We start from the raw sequence: 24,873 nt of genomic DNA on the forward strand, positions 1-24,873 counted from the left end.
ATGGTCTAAAAGTCGACGGATCACAGATTCAGTACCCAACGTTGTACATCGGCGAGAGAACCGGAGAACGAACCGGCCGACCCAGTTGCGGTGCCTGAATCGGTAGCCGTATTCAGATGCAGCGTGCAGGAGATGCGCCCCGGATACTTTGCCACCTGCATCCTGACAGTTGCATCGTCGACCCATATTGTCGTAAAAGCTGACCATACATCGCCCGCCAGAGAAAATAGCGTTTGGTTGTCGGCAATCCGGATCAGGTGAGGCTGGTCAATCCAATGGCTCATGCGCACTTCGTAACTGCTGAACTCAACCTTATACGACTGATTAGGCGAGATGATGGCGTCAGGCATGGGGCAGTTCAGTTAAGTATCGTTAGTTCGCCGTTAGGCCGGACCGTGTACGTAACGCGTTTGGTCTGTTCAGTGCCCGTCTCGTCGTAGGTGATGGTCTGCACGATCGCCTGCTGCTGCCGGGGTAGCCACCTGCCCTCGATCTGGCTGATCCCTTCGGCATTATCGTAATAGACGACCTGCTGGGCAATGAGCTGCCGGTTGGTCCGGTTGATGGTCATCAGCCAGCCAATGGTTTCGTTAATATATAGTCGGCCAACCAGCACGAGGTAAGCGGTTTCCGTGGTAGCCAGTGTATCTGTTTTGTAGGCAACCGAATCAGCACCCACCAGTTGGGCGGCATCGTCGCGCGTGAACGGGTTCTGGTCTGGTTCGAACAGGCGGCCCTGCTCCAGCCGATTGGCATCGATGAGCATGGTGTCCTGGTGGCTGGCCTGAGCGTTGTCCTGGGCGGACTGCTGAATTGGAAAACAGCCTATGCACAGAGCGGTAATCGTCAGGCTGCTTATCCAGGAGAGAGGTTTCATCAGTACGTGTTGTCTATCTGGGCAGGGGAATTGGTCAGAAGGCCTTATACTCCGCTACGTCGTGGTGGAGCGAGTCGAGCCGTTCTTTCAGTTGTTTATCAAGTTCGGCGTACACACCGGCCATCTTCTGGCGATACGTGTCCAGGACAATGGGCTGGGTGCCGTTGCTGTCTTCCTGCTCGAAACGGGTTATCCGAACGCGGTATTTCCGGTTGGCACATTCAATCACGATTGTGCAGCGGAAGCGATATACACCCCCAGCCGAACTTTCGGTGCGGGGCATCGCTACGACCTGTTTCAACTGACCGACCAGATCGCCCGTTTGCGGGTCGCTGAGGGCAATGGTTTCGCCAGCCAATGCCTGCACAAGCCACAGCCGGGCCCGCCGGAAAAGTTCGGCCTGCGACACGCTGCCGCAATCAATAACCTGGGTGTACGATTCGTCGGAATGCATGGGTGTTCGTGAAGGGAATGGATTCGATGGTACAGGTATGGCAGAAATGGCCGCGTTCGTGGCCACCGGTAGCAGTAAAACCACCGCAAAAAGCATGGAATAGAACTTATGCATAAACTGGACCGGGGTTAGTGTATTAATCAAGTGAAGGTGTTTGCTGACTATCAGGTCGTTTACTTCCTAAAGGTCGGCTTTCTGGGTGGCCCGCTGCAACAAATTCTGGATGAAGTGCCGGTTCTGGGCAGGCAATCGTAGACAGGAGAAAATGAATCGTAGCGGTCTAGTAAACAGATGGTTAATCAAGTAGTGTGCTGGCGGTCTTTCTGAACTTGCGGAACAGATACCCGTACAGGTTACGCTCGTCGGTGATGACATTGCAGCGGCCCTGCATACCAATCTGGAGCCGATTCGTCAGGTTCTGCTGGCTGGTGATCCGTACCTGTACGTTAAATTGCCCTTTCTCGTCCGGTGTCAGCGATACGTTGCTGACTAGCCCCCGGGCGGCTCCCCACTCGTAGACCGGGTACGCATCCAGTTTCAGGACTACCGGCTGGTTCGGTTTGATCTTGCCAATCTGCGACGACGTTACCTGGGCATGGGCGTAAAGGGGGGCTTCTTCGTAGATCATCTTCAGGAGTATTGTACCGGCCGGAGCCTCCTTGTCGCCCTCGAACACGAACGAAACGGTACTGTTCCGGCTGGCTTTAAGCAGCAGGTGGTGGTTCGCGGTTAGCTCGTAGGTGCCGTACAGACTGGCGATGCGTTGCTGGGCGGCTGTCATGGCACTGCGTAAGCGGTCGTTTTCCAGCAGTAGATCATTGCGGTTTCGGGCAATCTGTTTCTCCAGCCCGTTAATTTCCAGTTGCAGGGAAGCTACTTCGCGGTTCAGACTACTGCGATTGTCCAGGTAGTTTTCGTAGGCCAGATCGTAGGCGCTCTGAGCTTTCACAACGTTCGCTTCGAACTGGTTCAGATCGTTTCGGCTGATGTCGCCGTTTTTGAAAAACTCCCGGTTCATAGCCAGCAGCCGCCTGGCTTCCTGCGTTTCAAACAGTAGCCGGCTCGACTCCGACGCCCACTTTCGGTCGGTGGTGTTGAGTTGTGCCTGTTTTAACGCTATCTGCTCTCGGATACGCTGGATGTTGGTTTCTACAACTTTCCGCTCGTTCTCGGCTGCGGCCGTCCGAAAACGCTGGAAGCTGGTCAGGTTATGTTGCGTTGAACTGACCTCCTGGACCAAAGCGGCAATGTCGGGCGCGCTCAGTTCCAGAACTGGATCGCCGGCTTTTATTTTTTGCCCGTTGCGGACGTACATTTTTTCGACGTACACGGCCGACGGAAAACGGTAAATATCTTCGGCAACTTCCGATTTTAAGACAAACGGCGTCTGAATGGTGTCGGGCAGCACAACCACGTACCCCGCTATCGCTCCGATCATCGTGAGCAAGACAGCCCACCACCCGAGTCGGCTCAGGGCCGGCAACCGCAGATCGGCGATGGGGGCATCATCAACGTGGTAGAGATCAACGTATTGCGTTTCAGTTAGTTCCTGGAGAAGTGCGCTCATGGCTAGTAGTCGACGTAGGTTTTCATGAAATCATAGTAAATGCCGCCTTTGGCGACCAGGTCTTTGTGGCTGCCCTCTTCTACGATGGTGCCCTCGTCGAAAACCAGAATGCGGTCGACATTCCTGAGGGTGTGCAACCGGTGAGCAATCGAAATGGTGGTTTTGCCCTCGTAGCGCCTGTCGATGTTTTCGAGGATTTTCTTTTCCGTTTCTACATCCAGCGCACTACTGGCTTCGTCCAGAATGAGTACGTCCGGCTGGGGATTTGTCACGAACAGCCGCGCAAAGCCGATTTTCAGCACCTGGCCACCCGACAGATTACTGCCGAAGCTGCCGACCATCTGATTATAGCCAACGTGCGTACTTTTTACGAAGGTGTGGAGATCGGCCAGGGCTGCGGCTTCAATTACCTCTTCCGTCGTAGCCGACAGGTTGGCGCAGCGGATGTTTTCTTTAATCGTATCGTTGAAAATGTAGGTGTCCTGCGGGAACATATAGACGTGTTTCCGCAACACCTTCGGGTTGATCTCGCGCAACTCGACACCATCGCAGTAGATCTTGCCTTCGTATTCGGGATACAGATTGACCAGCAGCTTGACGAACGTCGATTTTCCGGCCCCGTTGCGGCCTACGATGCCGATTCGTTCGCCCTTGCGGATTTCGCAGTTGACGTTGCGCAGGACGTAGCGCTCGTCGCGTTGGTTGTAGCGGAACGATACGTTCTCGAACCGGATTACGTTGCCCGAAAAACCATTGACCTGATGCTGGTAGTTGGCTTCTTCGCGTTCTTCCAGAAAAATCTCGTTTACTTTTTCGAAGCTTACGCTGAGTTGCGTGACCATCATCCAGAGCATACTCACGCTGTTGACGGCATTCATCAGCGTCATGAAGATGGACGTAAAAGCCATGTACTGCCCGATGCTCAACGTACCGGTGAACACCTCATAAGCCCCCATCCAGAACACCGCAATCTGGCTGAAAATGAAGATAAGCCGCTGTAGGGAGTTAATGAGAATCTGTTTCTGCTCATCGTGCATGACCGAGTTGATCGACTCGCGATGCACGTGTTTCCACTTCACCAGCTTATACGTCTCCAGCGACAGCAGCTTAACGGTTTTAATACCCAGCAACGCATCCAGAAACCCACCCAGCGACGCCTGATTTTTATGGTAGACCTTCGAGCGCAGGTTTTTGATGATGGGAATGAAATAGGTGGTTGTGACGCAATAGGCCAGGAAACAAGCCAGCGCAATCGCCCCCAGTGCCCCGCTGAACGAAAACAGCAGCGGGAAATAAATCAGCATGAACGCTACGTCGAGGAAGTTCTGGATGATAACCGGGTTCGTGAGTTGGCGAATACCGATTCCTTCCTGAAAGCGGGCCATGAACTCCTCGCGCTTGCGGTTATCATAGTACTTCTGCTTCAGGGAGATCAGCCGCTCGAAGAATTTCGACATGAAATCCATCTCGAAGCGGAAACGGTAGTGCACCATCAGCATGCTGCGCGTGTAGGTCAGCACGACCTGCACGACGAATACCAGCCCGAGCCCAACGAGCAGGCCCATGAGCAGCTTTTTGTTCTGGTTGACCAGTACGTCGTCGAGCATGGTTTGCGTAAACAGCGGCAGCACCAGCCCCACCAGTTCCAGCACGAGCGAGAACAGCAAGACCTCAATCAACACCCGCTTATTCTCCTTAATGATGGGTAGGTAAAGCTGCCTGAACACCGAGAGTTTCTCCTTTTTTTGCTCCTGCACCAGTTCCTGCAACTCGGCGTTCTGGTAAAACTGCTCCGTCGGTTTCAGCTCCAGCACAATGCCGCTCCACTTATTGCAGAATTCCTCCCTGGTGTAGCGCGTCTTTCCGAAGGCTGGGTCAGCCACGCGTACGTGCGTGTCGGTCGCTTCATAAACGACCACGAAGTGCTGACCTTCGTAGTGAGCAATGCACGGCAGGTTGATCCGTTGCAGGTACTCATAATCAAGCTCGTAGCCTTCGGCTTTGAAGCCGTAGTTCTCAGCGATTTCGAGCAGGGCGTAGAGACTGGTCCCTTCCTGCGTAATCTCCGCCATCCGGGTCAGCAGGTGCCTTGTTTCCGACACACCGTAGTGCTTGAAAATCATGGCCAGGCACGTAGGACCGCAGTCCATCATCGCCCCCTGCTGAATGTGCGGGAAGCGATCGACCAGGGCGTAGGGGCTCATCTTACCGCCGAATACGCTTTTGAGTGGATTGGTTAACGTAGTCATCGGTTCAGGCGGCTTCGGTAAGGGCCGGTTGTTGCTTTTTCGCCAGTACGGTCCGACCGTACACGGCGCGGTAGTACTTATGGAGGTGGTAATAGATTGAATACTCAACGAACCGCTGCCGGCTCCGGAACAGCCGGTTGGTGCTCATGTGAATCAGGCTGGTGAGCAGGTCCTCCAGCGGCATGACCAGCAGGTCTTGTTCCCGTAGCGTCTGGATGTACTGCGCCACCAGTTGCAGCCGGTCAGTACGTTGCTGCGCCAGTTCGTAGAAGAACCGATGCTCCTCGTTGGTTTGCGCCAGCAGCTCCGTAATGGCCGGTTCGATCTCTTTGTAGCGGCCGTCCAGTTGTTTTTTCTGCGAGGGATTGTAGCCGAACTCCTTGCCGAAATACGTAGCCTGCCGTTCGGCCAGGTCCAGCCGATGTTTCAGATCGAAACCGAACAGTGTCAACAGGTCGTCGGTTAGTTTCATACCGAATCGCCAGCGGCACTCTTCGCCCTCGATTCCTTCAATCAGGCTCAGGAAACGCAGGATGATTTCGCTGTCGATGTGGAAGTAGTCCTCGACGGCTTCGATGGAATGGCGACCGTAGCGCTCCAGTTCGCGGTTGTACGTATCGTTCAGCACGGCCGTAACGGTCCTGTTCTCGACGTACGGCGCCAGTGCTTCGTGCAGTTCGCGTACTACCTCACCAATAAACTGCGGATCGTTGACGTGGAACCGGATGCGAAAATGACCGTTTGGGTCGGCGTACCGGATAAAGAAAAACTTGTCGATCCAGCCGTTGGCTTTCAGCCGATCCGTGAGCGGCAGCAGTACGTCGGCCAACAGCCAGTCGGCCATCTTAACGCCGGTGTACACCTTGTAATACAGCCACTCGGAACCAGTGAAGAATTTGCGGGCTCTGGCAGGCTGAACAGTTTGTGAAGCAACGGGAACCGGCTTTCTGACAACCGGGGTGTTGGCCGAATCCGGTACGTTCCTGAAGGCTACTACAAACTGGTTGGTGTGCCAGTTCTCCGGCGACCGCACCACGGCGTTGTCAGCGTTGTGTAAAAACTCAATGATGGTTACTTTTTCGCGGCTTTTGATCTCCTGCACGAAGGTTTCGGCCAGCAGTTGATTGTCGAGATCTACGTACAGATCGTTATCCCCATCGGCTACGCAAATGAAGCGGGGAATACGGTACTGCGCCCGCCATTGATCAATCGCGGCTTTCAGCACCGACCAGTTGTTGGCTTTAAAAGCCGCGACGAGGGACTTAAGGTGTTCCTGTTTCAATGACCACTGCGCTTCGCTCAGAATCAGGTTGTCCAGCACAATCCGTGGCGTAAACAGGAACAGGTTTGAAAAACTGCCCGTAAACGCGCTCATTGAATACCGAATCTGCTGGTTTTGCAGCGCGCACAGGAAATGATAGATGTCGAGTGAATCCGGATGGGCGTAATTGTGGGCGTTGGCCAACCGCGGAATGACGTATTTGTTGAGCGATTTTGACCGCAGCCGAAGTTGGTTCCCCCGCACACTGAGCATCAGATCCGTCACCCGGATTTCGTGGTCCTGGTCAACCGAAGCCTTGCCCAGGTACGGAATCTGGTACGCGTTCAGTTGTGGCCGGATGATGATGTTACCCGTACGGGCTTCCGGCAGATGAACAACGTCGGCCAGAATGACCGAGTCGGCGGCTTCGGCTTCTGCCTGACTGATCTCTCGCAGCAACTGAAGCACCGACGGGTCCGTATGCCCGAAGCGGCCCAGCAGGTACGTACCGGTAGCCCCGCCAAACGAGTTGATCAGGACCTTTTCGCCCCCGGTTTCTCGAATGACCGAAAACAGGGCGGTATTGGTCATCGGCAGTTGCGTCTGGCTGGGTTCAATGTGACGTAGATCGTCTTCGCTGATCGTAATCTCGTAAGCCCCGCTCAACTGGGCCTCGGCCACTTTCTGCAACAGATACGTATGTTCTTTGGGTACCGTAAAGGCTTTTCCGCCATCTGTTGTCGCCCCCGGCCAGACCCCGTCGACCAGCGGAGATACGTCGGCCTTAGCCTGACCAGCCGGGTAACCAATCCCAATTTCGGGATCGAGGGCAATGACTAGCGGTACTTCCTCTTCTTCGTACTTTTCGTAGAACTTGTTCTGAAACTCGGCCAACGTCGGATCTCCGCTCGGCGACAGCTTCATCAAGATTGGCATCTTGGCAACCAGCTTGTTAATCAACCCTTTGTTCAACTGCCCCGTGGTGTTAGGCAGGAAGGTATCAATCTGAAACAGCGCCTTGCGATCAAAAGGTACGTCAAGCTGGCTCAATTTTCCGGCAATAGCCTCGTATTGTTCCGTAGATGTTACGTCGCTGGCCTGCTCCATCTGCTTCAAATCAGCCTTCACATCCGTCAGCAATGTTACAATAAAGCGGAGCGAATAAGTAGCGTGCTGCGCGCAGACTCCTTCCAGCGTCTGAATGATCTGGACCAGAAAATCATCACCGGTTAAGGCAGGTTCCAGTTCGCTTACCAGCAGTTGGGTGTCAACTACCTGATCGACAAACGCCTGCGCTTCCTCCACCGATACCTCGTCGGATGTAATGACATCAGCCAGTTCGGCGGGACTTGCCCCGTACCGGGCTCGCGTCAGAATGGCGTCAAGGTATTCGTTCTGGTCGGCGCTGGTCAGGTCATGTACCCGCATTCCGGCTTCGTTATAGGCGTAGTTAACGTACCGATACTGCCCATTGACGCTGTACAGGCTGGTGTTTGGCGTGAAGCGGAGATACGGCTTTACGCCCGGGTGCTTCTCCAGATTCTGCGCCAGGGCACAGAGGAAATTCATATCCAGCCGAACCACTTTCTTCAGGCTATCGCTGGTTTGGGTCTGCACGGTGGTGGGGCCACTGCCGATGGGTAACGTAGCAAACCCACCAAACAATCCGAAGGGAGTACACCGGGTGGCATAACGCGACAGGTATTTAATCAGGGCGTACAGTACCCGCTTCGTTTTTTCGTCAGGTTCACCAGTGATGTTGAGTTTAATCGCTTCATCGTACAGCGAAGGCGAGGCAATGTAAAGGGCTTCAAGGAACTCCGGTCGGCGAATCTGCGCTGCCAGTGTCGACCAATCCAGATTACTGATGGCAGCGTAGCCGGCAATAGGCAAACGAACGAAGGCGGTTGAAAAGGAAGACGTAGGCATAGTGGATCGTCGTTAACTGATTTAAAAGTAGATGGGACGTAGCGGCCGAATCAAAAATTTCGGAACGAGTCGTCGGCATAACCACTTGAATCGTAGCCGGATCGGGAAGAATTGCCAAGCGCCGTAGCCAACTTCCACGAGGGCAAACGTCAGGTCGGTACCAGCCACCTATTCAATGAAAAAGCCCACTTCCGTTGCGGAAAGTGGGCGTCACCTGTAGCCGTCTGGTTAAAAACTATGGCACCTTTAGCTCTCTGATTACGCTACGGTAGCGGAGGCTGAAAAGCCGGAAGATCGCAAGTCTGTTAGCAGAAAATTTTTGTTTTGATGTATGGGCAGAACAAGGTGGCTGGGGGCGCAAGAGCACCGATAACCTGCTGCGCATCCTGTTTTGAGAGAGAGACGATTTTGTCGGTCTTGACGCTCAGTTTGGCAATTTGCTTTTTCATTGTAGTTGTTGTTTGCTTGGTTATTTTTGGTTGCCTACTCTGGTCGGTTTTCGGCGGCCCCGGTGTCGATTGACAGCCCAAAACTGCAACGAGGAGGTGGGTCTTTTCAAAAAAAGCAGGTCCAAGGGCGCTGGCTGACCATTGAAACGTAGCCGGTCGCAGATGAGCTGTTTTGGGACGTAGTGCTATGATAAAAGCAGGAAGCGGTCCCAGTGCGTCTGTCCACCCAGTTCAGAAAGCAGCACCAGGCCGATACCGGCTTCACCGTCGAGCAGCGATACGTTCGACTGGTACGATTTTTCACGGGTATTGAAGCTCAGGAATACATCGTCCGTCCCTTCCGATCCAGCGTAGGTAAGTAATTGCTCGAACCAGTAATCGGCGGCTTCGTTCAGCAGGGGGCGGTTAGTACGGTGCGCAAAACGCCTGAACAGATACGACACACCACCGGCTCCGTGACAAATGCCGCCGTCAGAAATGTGCGCGTCATCGCCACGCCGGGTAGCCGCCTTATGTATTGTCTGAACGGCCAGCGTTTGCCAGTCAGGTCGTCCCAGCTTCTCACCGGCCAACCAGAACGCATTGGCAATGCCTAAATCCCCATAACACCAGCCTAAGGGGCTCTTCTGATCGTCAGCAGAATCCGCAATGATGTTAGGAAAGATAGACACACTGTTTTTGTTACGTACGCGCCACATCCATTGCAGATTTCCCTCAATCAGCTCACGACATAGCGTACGGGCATAGCCTCGTTCATAGAATAAACTCAGCAACGCAACAATACTGGCTGAACCATGCGACAGCCCCAGGTTATACAGAAAGGCGTTTGTCTGGTCAAATTTGTTAAAATTTAAAAATTTCCAGGCAACGTCACCGTTTGGAAAGCGAACAGCCACTTGCGCAAGTTGCCCCACAAGTTGCTCCACATAACCAGCAATTGTAGCCGAAGGTGTACGCTCGAGGAAGTACGGACCGGCACCTAGCCCCCGATGTAGGTAGTCATAATCACCTTCGCTGATTAATTGCATGGCTGACTCGAAAAGTCCTTCGTCCAAATCCTCAACAATGTATTGAGCGTCCAGGTGATCATCCTGTAACAAACCCTGATTGTACAAATGCAGGAACCCCCAGGCTACTCCGGCTACTCCATACGCAAATGACTGTTGAAGGTTGCCAGTCTCTACAGCGTGCAAACAAGCCGATATGCGGTCCCAGAGGTGATCATCACTGGTTAACCCAAAATGCCGCTGGTAATAAGCTTCAAACAAAGCAAACCCCATTTGCCCACCTACGAGGGAAGTATCGCCGTCGATGGGCTGCGCAACGATGTGTGTATGGATTCGGTCCAGCAGCGTTTCTACCGCCAAAGAATTCACGTTGATCATAAGGGTTTCTATTTCATATCGCATGACCAGAATATACCAAAAAAGTGCAATGCCTAATTGTCATTGCACTTTCCCTGGGGTAGATCAGCTTAGTGGCAGCTACTGCAAATGCTTCTGCTACAGCCATCATCCCATGTACAGCATGGAGCTGATCCGCCACCTTCGCAGGTGCTTGAATTAGGCCGGCGACCACCTATTACGTTGCTGGCGGCAGTTTTAGAAAGGCTGACAATTTTGTCTGTTTTCAGACTTAATTTGGCAATTTGTTTTTTCATTGTAATTGTTGTTTGCTTGGTTGTTTTTGATTGCCTACTCTGGTCGGTTTTCGGCGGCCCCGGTGTCGGTTGACAGCCCAAAACTGCAACGAGGAGGTGGGTCTTTTCAAAAAAAGCAGGTCCAAGGGCGCTGACTGACTAGTGAAACGTAGCCGGTCGCAGATGAACTGTTTTGGGACGTAGTGCTATGATAAAAGCAGGAAGCGGTCCCAGTACGTCTGTCCGCCCAGCTCGGAAAGAAGCGCCATGCCAATACCGGCCTCACCGTCGAGCAGGCTCAGGTTAGGTTCATATTGTCCCTTGTGATACGTTAAAAATACGTCGGGCCGGTCGTCTGGCGAAGCATAGTGCGGCAGCTTATCCAGCCAGAACCTGGCGGCTTCGTCCAGGAGCGGCTGAGGCTGTCGAGCGGAAAACCTGCGGAATAGATACGCTGCACCAGCCGCTCCGTGGCATAGGGAGGCATCGGTGATGAGGGTGTCGTCGGGCTCTCGGCGACCCGCAGCCTGCTGCACCGTACGAATGGCGATCATCTGCCATTCGGGCACGGCAAGTTTTTCGCCGGCCAGCCAGAAGGCATTGGCAATACCCAGATCCCCGTAGCACCACCCCAGCCGACTGTGCTGATCACTACGGACGGCCTGGATCGTATTGGGGAAGATGGATAGGCCGGACTGATTTCGGTTGGCCCACATCCATTGCAGACTCCCTTGAATCAGCGAAGCGCAACGGGCGCGGGCATAGCCTCGTTCGTAGAGCAAACTCAATAGTGCCACAATACTGGCCGTGCCGTGGGATAAGCCGACATTATAAACTGGCGGGTCGGTTGGTGTATGCTGGCCGAAATTGTCGAATCGCCAACTGATGCCGCCATCCGTAAAGCGAACGGCGCAACCCGATAGCTGTTCAACGAGGGCGTCCACGAAACGCGCAATGGCCTCCGAAGGACGACGCTCAAGGAAGTACAGACAAACGCCTAATCCGCCATGCAGATAATCATAGTTGCCGGCACTCAGTTCGTTTTTGGCTACTTCGAAGAGGGGCTCATCCAGATCTTCGACAATCTCGTTGGGGTCCAGATCGTCGTCCTGTACCAAGCCGTGGTTAAACAGATGTAGGAACCCCCAGGCAACACCCGCGATACCACTGGCAAATGGGTACGTCAGTTCACCCTGCTGGATGGTAGCCAGGCTATGAGCGATGCGTTCCCAGGTGCGGCTTTCAGTCGTTATACCGTGGAAATGCTGATAATACGCTTCCAATATGGCAAAGCCTATCTGACCGCCCAGTAACGAGGTCTGGTCATCGACTGGCTGGCTCACGATATGGCTATAAATACGGTCGAGAAGCGGCTGGGTCGTGGTTGAAACGCTGGTCGTGTTCATAGAGTTGTCGAATGTATAGGGGGACAGTTTGTGGAGGGAATGAAAACGTAAGAAGGACCCGGCTCATACCAAACCGAGTCCTTTACGTAAGAGCGCTTAGAGTCTGTCAACTGGTCTGGCGCTTTTCTTAGCACTGCCACGAGCAGCATACTGCCTGGCTCTCTGAACAGGTAGCATTGAAGGACCAACAACCACCTCCGTTTGTTTTAGGACGGCCTCCCAGGATGTTAGCCGCGTCAGTTTTTGAGAGAGAAACGATTTTGTCGGTCTTGATGCTCAGTTTAGCAATTTGCTTTTTCATTGTAATTGTTGTTTTGATTGGTTGTTCTTGGTTGCCTACTCTGGTCGGTTTTCGGCGGCCCCGGTGTCGATTGACAGCTCAAAACTGCAACGAGCCGGTAGGCCTTTTCAAAAAAAGAAACATGAGTGGTTATGGACGGGAAACGAAGTGTGTCTGATAGACCATGACTTGCTACTAAGAACGCCAATGCCCATCCGGCCGGGGATCTGATGATGACCATTGAATACGACTGGCCAGCACGCCAATCGCGGAAACCAGGGCCTGATAAATGAATAGATAACCTTACGTTGAATTAGGTTTTTATGGCAAAAGCCTACAACTTGGCTGCCTGTTTACGGCTTGGTATGCATCTACTCAAAAAAGCTACATTCGCTTGCCTGCTCAGCGGCTTTATTTCATTATTAGCAACTGGTTCCGCCGTTGCCCAGAAAGAAGTTTTGTACTCGCAGTACCTGGTCAATCCGCTGGGTATTAATCCGGCTACGGCGGGTAGTCGGGAGTCCTTTCACCTGACGGCGATGCTCCGGCGTAAATGGATTGGCCTGCGCAATGCCCCCATTACCCAGAGCGTTGCGGCCGATGGCGCCATCGCGAACGGCACCATTGGACTGGGGTTTCAGGCGCTTAACGACCGGATGGGCCTGTTCCAGGCAACGGGTGCGTACGGTAGCGTCGCATATCGTTTCAATATGCCTGCGCTGGCTAAACTATCGGTTGGCGTGCAGGGGGGAGTAAGTGTGCTGCCGATTTATGATTTCACGAGTGCATCCAGCCTGAACCGCGCCGTAGGCAGCCTGAGCGTTGGTGTATATTACCAGTCGGATCGGTACTTCGGCGGTATTTCGGCTCCCGAATTGATTGGCAAAGCGCTGAACCTGTCGAACCGGTTCCTGTACCAGAGCGTTCGGCCGATTATGTTCCAGGCGGGGGTTAAAACGGCCGTGGCCGAAAACGTAGTACTCATTCCGTCGGTGCTGGTATCCGCGATCAGTGGTCGCCCCCTCGGGGTCGACGTAAACGCAAAGGCGTGGATCAACGAGCGGTTTGGTTTCGGGCTGGCCTATCGCTACAAAACGCCCGGCCTGATCCAGACAAACTACGTCCACGCGACGGCCGAACTGCAACTGGGTTCGTCGATCCGGGTGGGGTACCTGTTCTATTCGCAGACCCCCGAAAATCCCTACAGCACGTACACGCAAAACAGCACGCATGAGTTCATGTTCCGGTTTTCACCCAATGCGTTAGGATTTTCGTATTGAGATGGGCGGTTATGCGTCGGAATTAGGCATTTTATCGTTTTATGGGTAACTTGGTACGATAAATCGTAATCTGACACTACTTGAAACCTCACGCTGAGCATTCCGGACAAGACCCTTTTCGCTACCTGACGGCCAGTAGTCGTACGCAAAATCAGCAGACGATTCAAAACCTGTATATCCCCAGCGATCTGGATCGGGAGTTTCCACTGGCTCCGCATTTTGTTCAGACGTTTGGCGTATACCCGAATTATCTGCATTTCAACGATGACTTCAGGCCGTCGGCCCGTGAACTGCTGGAAGGGCGTGGCTTTCTGCCGATCAATCACTCAACCCGGGTCAACGATGATGGCTGGCATATCATTGAGCGCATTTATCAGCATGAGGAGGGGGTAGTGCTGAAAGCTGAATTTGTCGGTGACCGCTTTTTCCGGCTGCATGGCTACTTCCGCGACGAAACGACGGCGCGGACGCTGCTGGATGGTGTGCAGGAGCACAAGTATGTTCACGAAGAAAACCAGACGCACATTTATCTGATCCAGAGTGGTCTGGGCGGTCTGCATACCGAGCGCGTTGAAATCCTGCCGCCCGATATTGATCTGGAACTGCACTACAACGACGATTTCCCGCCCGTTCACGAGCGGCTGGTGTCGCTCCTGGCGCAGCCCAAGAGCAAGGGGCTGATTCTGCTACATGGCGAACCAGGAACCGGCAAAACTACGTACATTAAGCACCTCAGTTCGCTGGTCAGAAAGGACATGCTGATTCTGCCGCCCTACATGACCAACTACCTGACCTCGCCCGAGATCATCCCGTTTCTGCTGGACAACAAGGACTCCGTGCTGATTATCGAAGATGCCGAGCGGATACTACAGGCCCGCGAAGCCGGTGGGGATACCAACAGTGTGTCGAATATCCTGAACCTGACCGATGGTCTGCTTGCCGACTGCATGCACATTCAGGTGATTGCTACGTTCAACGCCAGCAAACACCTGCTCGATAAGGCGCTGCTTCGGAAGGGCCGCCTGATGGTTGACTATGCGTTCGGGAAGCTGACAGCCGCCAAATCGAATATGCTGCTGGCTCACCTCGGGCTGGAGCATCGTACCAATGAGCCGATGACCCTGGCTGATATCTTCAATATAGAAGAGCAAACCGTTTCGGGCGAACGGATGGAAACGGTTAAAGTAGGGTTTTAATTCGTTGCGTCGGGTAGTGCCAGATTGGCTGCCTGCCGTCGTTGCCGACGTATAAACTTTCGCATGGTTGGCATCCGTAGCACCTGGTCAACCTGCGTCAGCATGGCATTGACGCCCGCGTACCCGACGGCCCGGTGCACCAATTCCCCCTCGGCGGTCAGGTAGAGCGCCGTCGGATAGCTTCTGACCCCGAATCGCCGGGCCAGTTCGGGTCCCTCGCCAATCTCGGCGTCTACCTGGTAGTTGATAAACGTTGCATTGAATTTTTCGCCAATGGCCGGATTGGGAAACGCTTCGCGGGCCATCTTGTGGCAGGGCGGGCACCAGTGCGTATGAAAGTCAATGAAAAGTGGTTTATGCAGGCGCCGGGCTTCGGCCATAGCCGCGTTCCACGATCCATTGAAGAACCGGATGCCGACTGATTCGCTGGCGTGACCGGGATTCAGCAGGAGACAGAACAGAAGAGTAAGGCGCTTCATACACCAAAGGTAAGCAGCTACCTGCAACCTTACCCATTGGCTGACGGTTCCGTATGCGAATTGTTCTTTTGTGATTTGTGCCGATCCCGTTTTTCCTCCAGCTTTTCCTGGTGAATTTCTTCCGCTTCCTCAACCGAATGCGACTCCGACAGGCTGTCTTCCTGCTTTGCTTTCTGGGCCAGCCGACCGAAAAACTGGTGCAGGGCCAGCAGTTCGGCCTCGGTCAGGTCTTCAATGTTGAGCAGCCGATTGCTGGCTTTTCGGTTTACGGCGAGCAACTCATTCAGCTTGATCTGCATAGCCAGCGAATCCTTGTTCTGCGATTTCTGAATCAGGAACACCATTAAAAACGTTACGATGGTTGTTCCGGTGTTGATAACCAGTTGCCACGTATCGGAGTACTTGAAAATCGGGCCTGTAATGAGCCAGATGATCACCGTCAGCAGGGCCAGTAGAAAGGCGGTCGAGGAGCCAGTGGCCCGGGTAGCGCGGGAAGCAAACGTTTCGAAAAAGCGAGTGAAGCGATTATTAGTTTCCATAAAGCAGTGTCAACGCATATGTGTTGTGTAAACGAAGGAAAAACCCTGGTTGGTAAAACAGCTCAAAAACGAGCCAAATAACAAGAGCTAACTTATCGTAAGTTAGCTCTTGACTGTACCCGTGACCCTATGGCTGCTACTTCATGCTGGCCAGCGCTTGTTCGAGGAGGGTAGTATCATTGCCGGCCTTCTTTTCGAGAGCAATGGCTTCCTGCTGCACCTTTACCGCTTCATTTTTGCGGCCAAGCTTGTAGAGTAAGTGCGCGTAGGTATCCATGAATGAGCCGTTACGTTGTAGTTCCAGGGAGCGGGCCGACCACGCCAACGCCTGATTCAGATCGGTTTTGTCGGTAAGATTTTCGTAGTAAGACCAAGCCAGATTGTTCAACTGCGTAGCGGTTTGCATCGCTTCGGCGGTTTTCATCATGGCGGCCATTTGTTTATAGTCACCTGTGTGCTTAACAGAGTCGGGCTGCGTACTGTCAAACTGGTTGAAGTTCGCTTCATCTTTTTTACGAATGATGTCGACGGGTGTAGCCATTAGCCGTTTCGCTTCGGGGACTACCAGCGCTCTGTATTTATCAAACATACGGGTAGTCCCGTAAAACCCCACCCGCATGGCAGTGGCTCGTTCGTCAAGAGCTGTTGCAGGAATCTCGGGCCTAAACGCGTGGATGGCCTGTCGCTGGCCATCAATTACCTGTTGCATAGTTGTTCATTTTTCGTCGACACTGCTTGTTGCCAGCTTTTACCGATGATTTGCTGAAGCCCCGAAAAGACATCAGCACCTTGTTGCGCCGTGGCTGGTGCCTGCGAAAGCCGGGCGATTTCCTGTACCAGCTTTTCAAAATCGGCTGATTTGACCGACGTTATCGTTCGACTGTACCAGCCAATGTTTTTTTCGGAAAGCCGCTCGGCGTCTGGAATCGATTTGATATACTCGGCTACAACCGTTTCGTCCTGCCTTTCCAGGCTAGCCATTTTTTTGAGGTAACCGTATAAAAAATCAGCATCACGCTTCCCACTCTTGTATTCCTGCTCCCAGGCAGTGAGCGGTTTTGGGTCTTTGGCTTCTTCAATCGCTTTATCGGCTTCGGCCATCATTCCCTGAATACCCGTGTAGCCGCTGGTTTTATAAATTAGATTACCATCGCCTAACACAAACAAGGAAGTCGGATAAGCATCGACAGCGTATTGCTTCGCAATCGTAACACCCTCGCCTTTCTCGGCATCGATCTGATAGTTGATAAAGCTGGCATTGAATTTCTCGCTGACCTGTGGATTTGGAAACGCTTCCCTGGCCATCAATTTACAGGGGCCGCACCAGGTTGTATAGACATCCACAAACACCGGTTTATTCTGCCGTTTGGCTTCGGCCAATACGTCGTTCCAGGAGCCTTTGAAGAAGCGGATTCCAACCGTATCGTCAGTCAATATGGGCGTACTTTGGGCGGTCAAAGTGGCCAGGCAGCAGGCCAGCGCGAGGAGGAAAGTTTTCATGAACGAGAAGGTTTTACAGTGAAGAAGTGCGCCTAAGTGGCTCGTTTTAAATGTACTAAGGAATCACATACGATGGATTCGATTACATACGAATTTGATGAACTAATCGGCGGTAGCCCTTGTCTTTTTAGTGTATGGCTAAATCACAAAAACCAACTGATAATCCGACCTCTACGAAAGAATCTGAACTTTCCTGGCGCGAACGGTTTGCGGCCCTCGGTAACCTGCCTGCGTTCTTCCGGCTAGTCTGGGAAACCTCGCCCGGCCTGTTCATCGGCAATGCCGCTCTGCGACTGATCCGGGCGGCTATTCCGGCGGCTACGCTCTACATCGGTAAGCTGATTATCGACGAGGTGGTTCGACTTAACCGCCTGCCGGGATTTGATGACACCAGTTATCTCTGGACGCTCGTAGCGGCTGAGTTTGGCCTGGCGATCCTGTCGACGGGCATCGGCCGGGCAGTATCGCTGCTGGATGGGCTGCTGGGCGATCTGTTTGCCAACCGCACGTCGGTCCGGCTGATGGAACACGCGGCTACCCTCGATCTTGAACAGTTTGAAGATGCTACGTTCTACGATAAACTCGAACGCGCCCGCCGACAAACCACTGGACGGACAATACTGCTGTCCGGGGTGTTCGGGCAGGTGCAGGAACTGATTTCGGTAGGCTTTCTGGCGGCTGGTCTGGCCGTTTATAACCCCTGGTTGCTGCTGCTGATTCTGGTGGCCGTTACGCCCTCGTTCATTGGCGATAATTATTTTAATCAACGTAGCTACTCACTCTCGCGGAGCTGGACGCCCGAACGGCGCGAACTCGATTACCTGCGCTACATCGGGGCCTCGGACGAAACGGCCAAGGAGGTAAAAATTTTTGGTCTGTCGGGGTTCATCATCGATCGGTTCCGTAGTTTGTCGAATGAGTTTTTTCAGAAGAACAAACAACTGGCAATCAGCCGGGCCGGCTGGGGTGTGCTGCTCACCGGTCTTGGTACGGCGGGCTATTACGGAGCTTACGTCTGGATTGTGGCGCGGGCCGTCAACGGGCAGATTTCGCTTGGTGACCTGACGTTTCTGGCTGGTTCGTTCCGGCAGGTGCGGGGTTCACTGGAAGGTATTCTGCTCCAGTTCAGCAGCCTGACGCAGGAAGCGATTTACCTCCAGGACCTCTTCGATTACTTCGCCATCAAGCCGTTGATTCACTCGCAGGTGGATCGGAAACCGCTGCCGTTCCCCAGGCCTGTTCGGGAAGGGTTCGTCTTTGAGAACGTTGGGTTTAAGTATACCAACTCCGACCGCTGGGCCTTGCGAAACCTCTCGTTTACGCTTCATGCCGGTGAGAAGCTGGCGCTGGTAGGCGAAAACGGAGCCGGTAAAACGACGCTTGTTAAACTTCTGGCCCGGCTCTACGACCCTGCCGAAGGACGTATCCTGCTCGACGGCCATGACCTTCGTGATTACGATCTGGATGAACTCCGGCGCAACATTGGTGTCATTTTTCAGGATTACACCCGCTTCAAGATGTCGGCCGGGACGAACATTGCCGTGGGTGACATCGACGAGCGAACCAACCAGCCACGTATCGAAACCTCGGCGCAGCGGAGTCTGGCTGATACGGTCATTGCCAAGCTGCCCGAGGGTTACGAGCAGCAGTTAGGCAAGAGCTTCAACAAAGGCGTCGAATTGTCGGGAGGGGAGTGGCAGAAAGTGGCGCTGGGCCGGGCTTATATGCGCGACGCTCAACTGATTATTCTGGACGAGCCAACGGCCGCCCTGGACGCCCGCGCTGAGTACGAGGTGTTCCAGCGGTTTGCCAAGTTGACCGAAGGCCGCTCGTCGGTGATTATTTCACACCGGTTCAGTACGGTCCGGATGGCCGACCGGATTCTGGTGCTCGAAGGTGGTCGACTCCTCGAAATCGGTTCCCACTACGAGCTGCTGGAGCAGGACGGTCGCTACGCGGAGTTGTTTGGCCTGCAGGCGCGGGGGTATCAATAGTAGGTTTTACCAAATTAAGTACCTATTTTTGTACGTAAATCGAAAAGATCATGCAGGTAGTCAACTACAGTGAGTTTCGGCGCTCAATGAAAGCTAAACTTGATCAAGTCAGTGATGACGGTGATATGGTGATTATCAACCGTAGCGAAAACAAGAACGTAGTCCTGATTTCGCTGCGGGAGTACAACTCAATGAAAGAAACACTTCATCTGCTTGGCTCGGAGAAGAATAGGAATCGGTTGATGAATGCTGTTGACCGTGCTAATCGGGGCGAGTATGAAAGTCACGGGCTGATCGAGGAGTGACGATGGATTTATCGTGGGATAAAGATGCCTGGGAGGATTATATCTATTGGCAGCAAACTGATAAAACGATTCTTCGGCGTATCAACGAATTGATCAAGGAAGCTTTACGGACCCCGTTTGAAGGAAAGGGTAAGCCAGAGCCACTTAAGGAGAACCTGAGCGGTTTCTGGTCGCGGAGAATTACGGATGAGCACCGGCTTGTTTACCGGGTTGACGCCCAGCGATTACACATTGTTCAGTGCCGGTATCATTATTAGTCGCGTCTGGTGCGTATTATACCGAACTCTCGAATTTGTCGATAGTGAATAAACGAAAAAGCCCCGGCGCAACCGGGGCTTTTTCATTATTAATGCGTCTGCGTTTCGTCAATTCGGTACAGTTCCAGGTCGCGCAGCATGGCCTCCATGTCGATCTGGAGGTCATGCACCAGCCCGTTTTCGATGTCGTAGACCCAGCCGTGAATCTGAATATCGCGGGTATCAAAGTAGCGGTGCTGCACAAACGACATCTTCATGACGTTCAGGCACTGCTCCCGTACGTTCAGGTCAACCAGCCGGCGGTGTCGGGCTTCTTCGTCGGTGATGGCGTTCAACTCGTCCCGGTGCAGGCGATACACATCCTGAATGTTCCGGAGCCAGATGTTGATTTTGCCAAAATCCTGGTGCGATACGGCCGCCTTAACACCCCCGCAGCCGTAGTGGCCGCAAACAATGATGTGCTTGACGCCGAGGTGCTCAACGGCGTACTGAATGACCGAAATAGCGCTGATGTCGTTGTTGGGGATAACGTTGGCGATGTTCCGGTGTACGAAAATGTGACCCGGCTCAACGCTCATGAAATCTTCGGGCTGTACGCGGCTGTCGGAGCAGCCGATATACAGGAATTCCGGGCTTTGGCCCTTGGCCATGCGAGAGAAATACTCGGGGTCTTTTTCCACACAGGAAGCCACCCACTTCTGGTTGTTTTCGAAAACCTGCTGATACAGTTCCACGTTGACAAAAATTAGTTGATACGAGTGATGGTTCAGTCCAATAGCAAGTTGGTGCCCGGCACCGCAGCCGTTGGGAGTTAATAGGTATAACCTGATACGGGTTTCAATGTTAGGAAGTAGCAATACGAATCAGAGAGGCTACACCCATCAAAGAAAAACGCGACCGAAAGCTAATTAAAAACAGATTAAAAATAGCATCTTCCGATCTACAGGTTCTTGGTGCCGGAACAGATGCCAAGATCTAGGAAGTTGGTGCTTAATAGATTGAATGTCGCGTAATACATTAAACGGCCGGTACTGAACAGACCAACTGGCAGGTGATATTGTGAAAGACAACGATTGATCGCGACAACGGCGGTAGTGAAGGAATTAATCAGGCAACTGTAAGTCGATCAGGTGTTGAGATATCCTCTTACTTGCTGTAAATCCCGCTTCAAAGCTGCTTTGACTACGTCCGGCGAGATGCTCAACTGCCGTGCGCCGTTTTCGGCCCCGCCCAGGGAATACTCAGCGTGGAGCGAGATAGGTACCGATACGTTCAGTTGGTTGAGGGTTTTAAAATAAGCTGGCCAGTTCACCACGCCTTCGCCCAGTGGGCAGCTTTGATGTTCGGTTGTTCGGCCTTTCATTTCCCAGCGGAAATCTTTGGCGTTGATGGTAAAGAAGCGCGGAGCCAGCATTCGTAACCCAGCTTCCCACGAGCTATGCCCTTCAATCATGGCGTGGAAGACGTCGTACTGTGACCCTACCCATTGCGGAGATACACCGTCCAGTAGCCAGGCCAGGTCCCAGACTGGTCCGCCTACGTAGCCCCGACCCGAGTGATTCTGGTAGCTGGCCCGGATACCGATGCGTTCGTTCAAAGCCGCCAGCCCGCTCAGGTGTCGTTTGAACTCGTCCAACTGCGGTTGAATCGGGCGGTTGAGATCGTAGCGGTAGTAGCCCATACGGTAGTGCTGAACACCGTGCTCTTTAGCAATGGACAATACTCGTTCGGCGGTAGCATCGGCGCGGTTGATGTCCGTGGCCATCATCGGCACCTGCAGCCCAGCGGACTGAATGGCCTTGATCGCTTTCGGCAAGTCTGTCGTGACGCGGTCCGGCAGCACATGGCCGTTGTTACGAACGGTAAGATCAAGGCCGCCGAAGCCCAGCTCAGCCGTGGTCGTTGCTAATTGGGCATAGTCTGGCAACCACTGCAAATGCTTGGAGAACAAACAGATTAGTGGTTTAGCGGCTGGCGCGGCTACTGACCGAAAGGCGGTGGCTACGCCTGAGGCAACAGTAAACTGGAGAAACTGACGGCGGCTGACGGGCATACGGGTGTACCAGGTGGTATATGCGCAAAAAGCTATAACCAACCCGGAATCTACCGTAGCAGCCGCCACCGACACACTTAAAACCAGGGCGTTCTTATGAAATCAGTAGCGGCTATCAGGCTCTCGCCTATTGCATCTCCGGCTTATCCCCTCGGAACGCATCTTTTTTGGTTATCTCTGCCAGCTTGACCGGCCGACCTTCCCGCGCCGATTGATAGATGGCTTCCATGATTTTGTGATCCTGCAACCCTTCCTCACCGGGCGTAAAGGGCGTTTTGTTCTGCATAATGCAGTCTGAGAAGTGGTCAATCTCAGAGGCAAACTGGTTCTTTTCAGCGATTTTGGGTGATTCCTTGTGCTCTACCTTTCCTTCGGCGTACGAAATCTCCGGTTGCAGACCATTGTAGGCAAAGGCCGGGTCGAGGCCCATCCAGCCCTGTTCGGCCATGACACGATACCGGCGGGTTTCATGAACGCCATAGTTTGTGCCGCAGTTGGCGATAACACCGCTCGGGAAACGCATCTGCCAGCTTACCATTTCCTCAACTTCCCGGAAGCGCGGGTCGCCGGGCGTACTATACTGGTAGCCGAACACCTCCGTAGGTTCTTCGCCCAGCAGGTAGCGGATGGTGTTGAGACAGTACAGGCCAATATCGGGAAGCGCCCCTCCGCCAGCCAGGGCTTTGATGTGTCGCCAGTGCTGCGGATTGGCCGAATTTTGGACGTTGAAGGCTTCAATGAATTTGGTCGTGCCGAATCGCTTCGATTGAATCATTTCGCGGATCATCCGGTTGTTTGGCTCGTACTGAATACGGTAGGCGACCATCAGCTTGCGGTTAGCTTTTCGACACGCACCAATCATGGCCTGGCACTCCGCCGACGTATTAGCCATCGGTTTTTCGCACAGGATATGCTTACCGGCCTGCGCCCCCCGGATGGTGTACTCGGCGTGCATGCCGTTGGGAAGCACGATGTAGATAGCCTGCACCTCCGGATTGTCTTTCAGGCGGTCGTACTGCTCGTAGCTGTACAGGTTTGACGGCTTGATGCCGTATTGCTGCGCTACCTTCTGGAGTTTATCCTGGCTGCCACTCACCAGCGCCACCACCTTCGATTTCTTGCACTCACTGAAAGCGGGCAGCAGTTCTTCGAGGGTGAGGTGACCCAGTCCCACGAGGGCGTAGCCAATGCGTTGGTCGGGTGGGGTAGGAGAAGGCGTAGGACCGGATTCGCGTTCGGTGTCGGCTTTCCAAGCTTCCAGCTTGATCGGTTCCGTTACTTTTTCGGGTACCTTGGCCGGGGGCGACTGAGCCGGGAGTTTCGGTACGTTGCCGCTCGATGAGGTGTACGTTCCCGCCGAGCCCATGCTGTTCTGGCTGGTTTTGCAGGAAGCGGCCAGTCCACCGGCTACCCCCACGGCCAGGCTCCGCCCGGCGAAGGATAAAAATTCTTTACGCGACACACCGGTTTCTGTCGGTTTGTCGAGCAGCAGTTTAACGAGGTGATCAATGTTTTTCATAACGTCCAGACAGGGATTTATCTGATTAAATGAATTAGCCTGATTTTGTTTAAAGTGCGGCAAAGCAAAATCAGGTAAGTTAGTCTAATCAGATAAATCCGGCTGGGCGTCCCAGCGATCCAGACTTATTTAATGGGCGAATAATCCGTCGGTTTCATGTACACCGACTCGACTTTCACCGTCAGCGGGCCGTTCTTTTCCGATTCTTCCTTGGCCTTTACCCACTTGGGGTCTTTGCGGAACTCATCGAAGTGCTGCTTGCCGGCCGCTTCACTTGGGTGGGCCAGGATATATACCAGTTTGGGCTGTGTGCTGGGGTCTTTCTCCACCGTTGTCCAGTAGCCAATATGCTCCATACCGTGTTTGCTGAACAGCTTGATGGTATGGTTGCGGAAGCGGTCGATCAGGTTGTTCAGGTTACCGGGCGTGGCGGTGTACGTACGCAGTTCAAAAATCCGCTCGGGCGACTTCGCCTGAGTTTTGATAGCCGGTGAAATGTCAGACTCGTTCATGAAAATCTGGTCGACACGCTCCACAATTTTACCGTTGGCCTCCGTTTTGGCCACTACGGCTTTCCATTCCGGGTCGCTGCCGAACGCTTTCCACGACGCGTCGCGGGCAGCCCGGTCAGGGTAGGAGAGGATATAAACCAGTTCTTTGCGGCTCGTGTCGGTTGGGGTCCAGTAGCCGATGTTGGTCATGCCGTGCTTTTCGAACAGCTTGGTTGTGTACTGCCGGAAGCGGTCAACGATGGCTGCGTAGTTACCGGGCGTTGGGTAGTAAATCCGCATTTCATAGAGTCGGTCGCTGGGTTTTTTCGGCTTTTTGGGCGTGGAGGCAGCCAACGCGGTAATGGTCGACACGGCTAATAAAGATAATAAACTCAGAAAAAACGTCAGGTTGCCTTTCTTCATGGTTTTATTGAGAGGGTTTTAAATAAGTTGCAAAATAGAGATGGTATGACTCGAAAAAAACTGCCGGAGCTGGCCTTAATTTTCGATATGGACGGTACGTTGATCGACAGCAATCCAACGCATAAAGAAGCCTACCGGCAATTCTTTACCCGTTTTGATATCAATTTGACCGACGACGATTTTGAGCAGCATATCGCCGGACGTTCAAACCCCGACATTCTGAAGCATTTTTTGGGAGATGACCTGAGCCCTCAAAAAATTACGGCTCTGAAGCAGCAGAAGGAGTCGTTGTTTCAGGAATTATTCGAATCGAAGATCAAGCCAATTCGCGGCCTGCTTCCTTTTCTGAAGCAGGTGAAAGACGCCGGTCTGCTAACCGCGCTGGCTACGTCGGCCCCGATGATGAACGTTCGTTTCTTATTCCAGCACGTACCGATTGAAGCGTATTTCGACAAAATTGTCTGCGACCGCGACGTAACGGATGGCAAACCAGACCCAGCTATTTTCCAGGTGGCAGCCCGCAAGTTGAAGGCTGATCCGGCCCGGTGCATCGTGTTCGAAGATTCGCAGGCGGGGGTTGAATCCGCCCGGGCCGCTGGTATGCGGGTAGTGGCGCTGACAACCAACGGCCAGGAGAAGGATACCCGCCACGCTGATCTGGTTATCGATACCTACAGCGAGATTACCGTAGCCAAGTTGCAGAAGCTGATGAGTGAAGAATGAGTC

General features: G+C 53.4%; 25 protein-coding genes. 6 read left to right on the forward strand and 19 right to left on the reverse strand.

Annotated elements, in window-relative coordinates:
- Positions 1-20: 20 nt before the first annotated feature.
- The 11 genes from BN8_RS00265 to BN8_RS33830 form a co-directional block, all read right to left on the reverse strand.
- Positions 21-350, reverse strand: coding sequence for a hypothetical protein (locus tag BN8_RS00265; RefSeq protein ID WP_009279740.1), 330 nt, complete (start codon positions 348-350; stop codon positions 21-23).
- 8 nt (positions 351-358) lie between these two features.
- Complete coding sequence (locus BN8_RS00270) at positions 359-877, reverse strand: hypothetical protein (protein ID WP_009279741.1); 519 nt, start codon at positions 875-877, stop codon at positions 359-361.
- A 34-nt stretch (positions 878-911) separates the two neighbouring features.
- The gene (locus BN8_RS00275) at positions 912-1,445 is read right to left on the reverse strand and encodes a DUF4468 domain-containing protein (RefSeq protein ID WP_009279742.1); all 534 of its coding nucleotides are present in this window, start codon (positions 1,443-1,445) and stop codon (positions 912-914) included.
- Positions 1,446-1,626: 181 nt separating this feature from the next.
- Positions 1,627-2,898 carry an HlyD family secretion protein gene (locus BN8_RS00280; protein WP_009279744.1) on the reverse strand — a complete coding sequence of 424 codons (1,272 nt, stop codon included), beginning with the start codon at positions 2,896-2,898 and terminating at the stop codon, positions 1,627-1,629.
- Between the two features lie 2 nt (positions 2,899-2,900).
- Positions 2,901-5,147, reverse strand: coding sequence for a peptidase domain-containing ABC transporter (locus BN8_RS00285; RefSeq protein ID WP_009279745.1), 2,247 nt, complete (start codon positions 5,145-5,147; stop codon positions 2,901-2,903).
- A gap of 4 nt (positions 5,148-5,151) precedes the next feature.
- Entirely contained in the window at positions 5,152-8,337 is a 3,186-nt protein-coding gene (locus tag BN8_RS00290) for a lantibiotic dehydratase (protein ID WP_009279746.1), read from the reverse strand.
- Between the two features lie 305 nt (positions 8,338-8,642).
- A complete protein-coding gene (locus tag BN8_RS33085) occupies positions 8,643-8,786 on the reverse strand; it encodes a class I lanthipeptide (RefSeq protein ID WP_192579002.1) in 144 nt (47 codons plus the stop codon).
- A gap of 185 nt (positions 8,787-8,971) precedes the next feature.
- Positions 8,972-10,171, reverse strand: coding sequence for a lanthionine synthetase C family protein (locus BN8_RS00295; RefSeq protein WP_040005178.1), 1,200 nt, complete (start codon positions 10,169-10,171; stop codon positions 8,972-8,974).
- A gap of 89 nt (positions 10,172-10,260) precedes the next feature.
- A complete protein-coding gene (locus BN8_RS33825) occupies positions 10,261-10,446 on the reverse strand; it encodes a class I lanthipeptide (protein ID WP_192579003.1) in 186 nt (61 codons plus the stop codon).
- 185 nt (positions 10,447-10,631) lie between these two features.
- On the reverse strand, positions 10,632-11,831 hold the full coding sequence (locus BN8_RS00300; RefSeq protein WP_009279749.1) for a lanthionine synthetase C family protein: 1,200 nt from the start codon (positions 11,829-11,831) through the stop codon (positions 10,632-10,634).
- 127 nt (positions 11,832-11,958) lie between these two features.
- Positions 11,959-12,132 (reverse strand): class I lanthipeptide, encoded by a 174-nt coding sequence (locus BN8_RS33830; protein WP_192579004.1) that lies wholly within the window; start codon positions 12,130-12,132, stop codon positions 11,959-11,961.
- Between the two features lie 344 nt (positions 12,133-12,476).
- On the opposite strand from BN8_RS33830, the gene BN8_RS00305 reads away from it, so the two are divergent.
- Both BN8_RS00305 and BN8_RS00310 read left to right on the forward strand, forming a co-directional pair.
- Entirely contained in the window at positions 12,477-13,391 is a 915-nt protein-coding gene (locus tag BN8_RS00305; protein WP_040005193.1) for a PorP/SprF family type IX secretion system membrane protein, read from the forward strand.
- Between the two features lie 80 nt (positions 13,392-13,471).
- Positions 13,472-14,587, forward strand: a complete 1,116-nt coding sequence (locus BN8_RS00310) for an AAA family ATPase (protein WP_009279751.1) — start codon at positions 13,472-13,474, stop codon at positions 14,585-14,587.
- Here BN8_RS00310 and BN8_RS00315 read toward each other — a convergent pair.
- From BN8_RS00315 to BN8_RS00330, 4 genes are all read right to left on the reverse strand, one after another.
- Entirely contained in the window at positions 14,584-15,066 is a 483-nt protein-coding gene (locus BN8_RS00315) for a thioredoxin family protein (protein WP_009279752.1), read from the reverse strand. The two genes, BN8_RS00310 and BN8_RS00315, sit on opposite strands and share 4 nt — an antisense overlap.
- A gap of 29 nt (positions 15,067-15,095) precedes the next feature.
- Entirely contained in the window at positions 15,096-15,605 is a 510-nt protein-coding gene (locus tag BN8_RS00320; RefSeq protein WP_009279753.1) for a low affinity iron permease family protein, read from the reverse strand.
- A gap of 136 nt (positions 15,606-15,741) precedes the next feature.
- Positions 15,742-16,314 (reverse strand): hypothetical protein, encoded by a 573-nt coding sequence (locus BN8_RS00325; protein WP_009279754.1) that lies wholly within the window; start codon positions 16,312-16,314, stop codon positions 15,742-15,744.
- Positions 16,302-17,105 carry a thioredoxin family protein gene (locus BN8_RS00330; RefSeq protein WP_009279755.1) on the reverse strand — a complete coding sequence of 268 codons (804 nt, stop codon included), beginning with the start codon at positions 17,103-17,105 and terminating at the stop codon, positions 16,302-16,304. Before BN8_RS00330 ends, BN8_RS00325 begins: the two co-directional genes overlap by 13 nt.
- Positions 17,106-17,239: 134 nt before the next feature.
- Between BN8_RS00330 and BN8_RS00335 the strand changes: the two genes are divergently transcribed.
- The 3 genes from BN8_RS00335 to BN8_RS00345 are packed head-to-tail and all read left to right on the forward strand — an operon-like array spanning position 17,240 to position 19,661.
- Complete coding sequence (locus BN8_RS00335; RefSeq protein WP_009279756.1) at positions 17,240-19,099, forward strand: ABC transporter ATP-binding protein; 1,860 nt, start codon at positions 17,240-17,242, stop codon at positions 19,097-19,099.
- A 50-nt stretch (positions 19,100-19,149) separates the two neighbouring features.
- Positions 19,150-19,404, forward strand: a complete 255-nt coding sequence (locus tag BN8_RS00340) for a type II toxin-antitoxin system Phd/YefM family antitoxin (RefSeq protein ID WP_009279757.1) — start codon at positions 19,150-19,152, stop codon at positions 19,402-19,404.
- 2 nt (positions 19,405-19,406) lie between these two features.
- On the forward strand, positions 19,407-19,661 hold the full coding sequence (locus BN8_RS00345; protein WP_009279758.1) for a Txe/YoeB family addiction module toxin: 255 nt from the start codon (positions 19,407-19,409) through the stop codon (positions 19,659-19,661).
- 89 nt (positions 19,662-19,750) lie between these two features.
- Here the strand turns inward: BN8_RS00345 and BN8_RS00350 are convergent, their stop codons facing one another.
- The 4 genes from BN8_RS00350 to BN8_RS00365 form a co-directional block, all read right to left on the reverse strand.
- Positions 19,751-20,395 (reverse strand): carbonic anhydrase, encoded by a 645-nt coding sequence (locus BN8_RS00350; RefSeq protein ID WP_040005196.1) that lies wholly within the window; start codon positions 20,393-20,395, stop codon positions 19,751-19,753.
- A 392-nt stretch (positions 20,396-20,787) separates the two neighbouring features.
- Positions 20,788-21,714 (reverse strand): sugar phosphate isomerase/epimerase family protein, encoded by a 927-nt coding sequence (locus tag BN8_RS00355; protein ID WP_009279760.1) that lies wholly within the window; start codon positions 21,712-21,714, stop codon positions 20,788-20,790.
- A 127-nt stretch (positions 21,715-21,841) separates the two neighbouring features.
- Positions 21,842-23,233 (reverse strand): Gfo/Idh/MocA family protein, encoded by a 1,392-nt coding sequence (locus BN8_RS00360; protein WP_009279762.1) that lies wholly within the window; start codon positions 23,231-23,233, stop codon positions 21,842-21,844.
- 125 nt (positions 23,234-23,358) lie between these two features.
- On the reverse strand, positions 23,359-24,147 hold the full coding sequence (locus BN8_RS00365; RefSeq protein WP_009279763.1) for an NIPSNAP family protein: 789 nt from the start codon (positions 24,145-24,147) through the stop codon (positions 23,359-23,361).
- 45 nt (positions 24,148-24,192) lie between these two features.
- Here BN8_RS00365 and BN8_RS00370 point away from each other — a divergent pair, with 45 nt between their 5' ends.
- Positions 24,193-24,870, forward strand: a complete 678-nt coding sequence (locus BN8_RS00370) for an HAD family hydrolase (RefSeq protein ID WP_009279764.1) — start codon at positions 24,193-24,195, stop codon at positions 24,868-24,870.
- Positions 24,871-24,873 lie beyond the last annotated feature (3 nt).

The organism is Fibrisoma limi BUZ 3, from assembly GCF_000296815.2.
Taxonomy (GTDB): Bacteria; Bacteroidota; Bacteroidia; order Cytophagales; family Spirosomataceae; genus Fibrisoma; species Fibrisoma limi.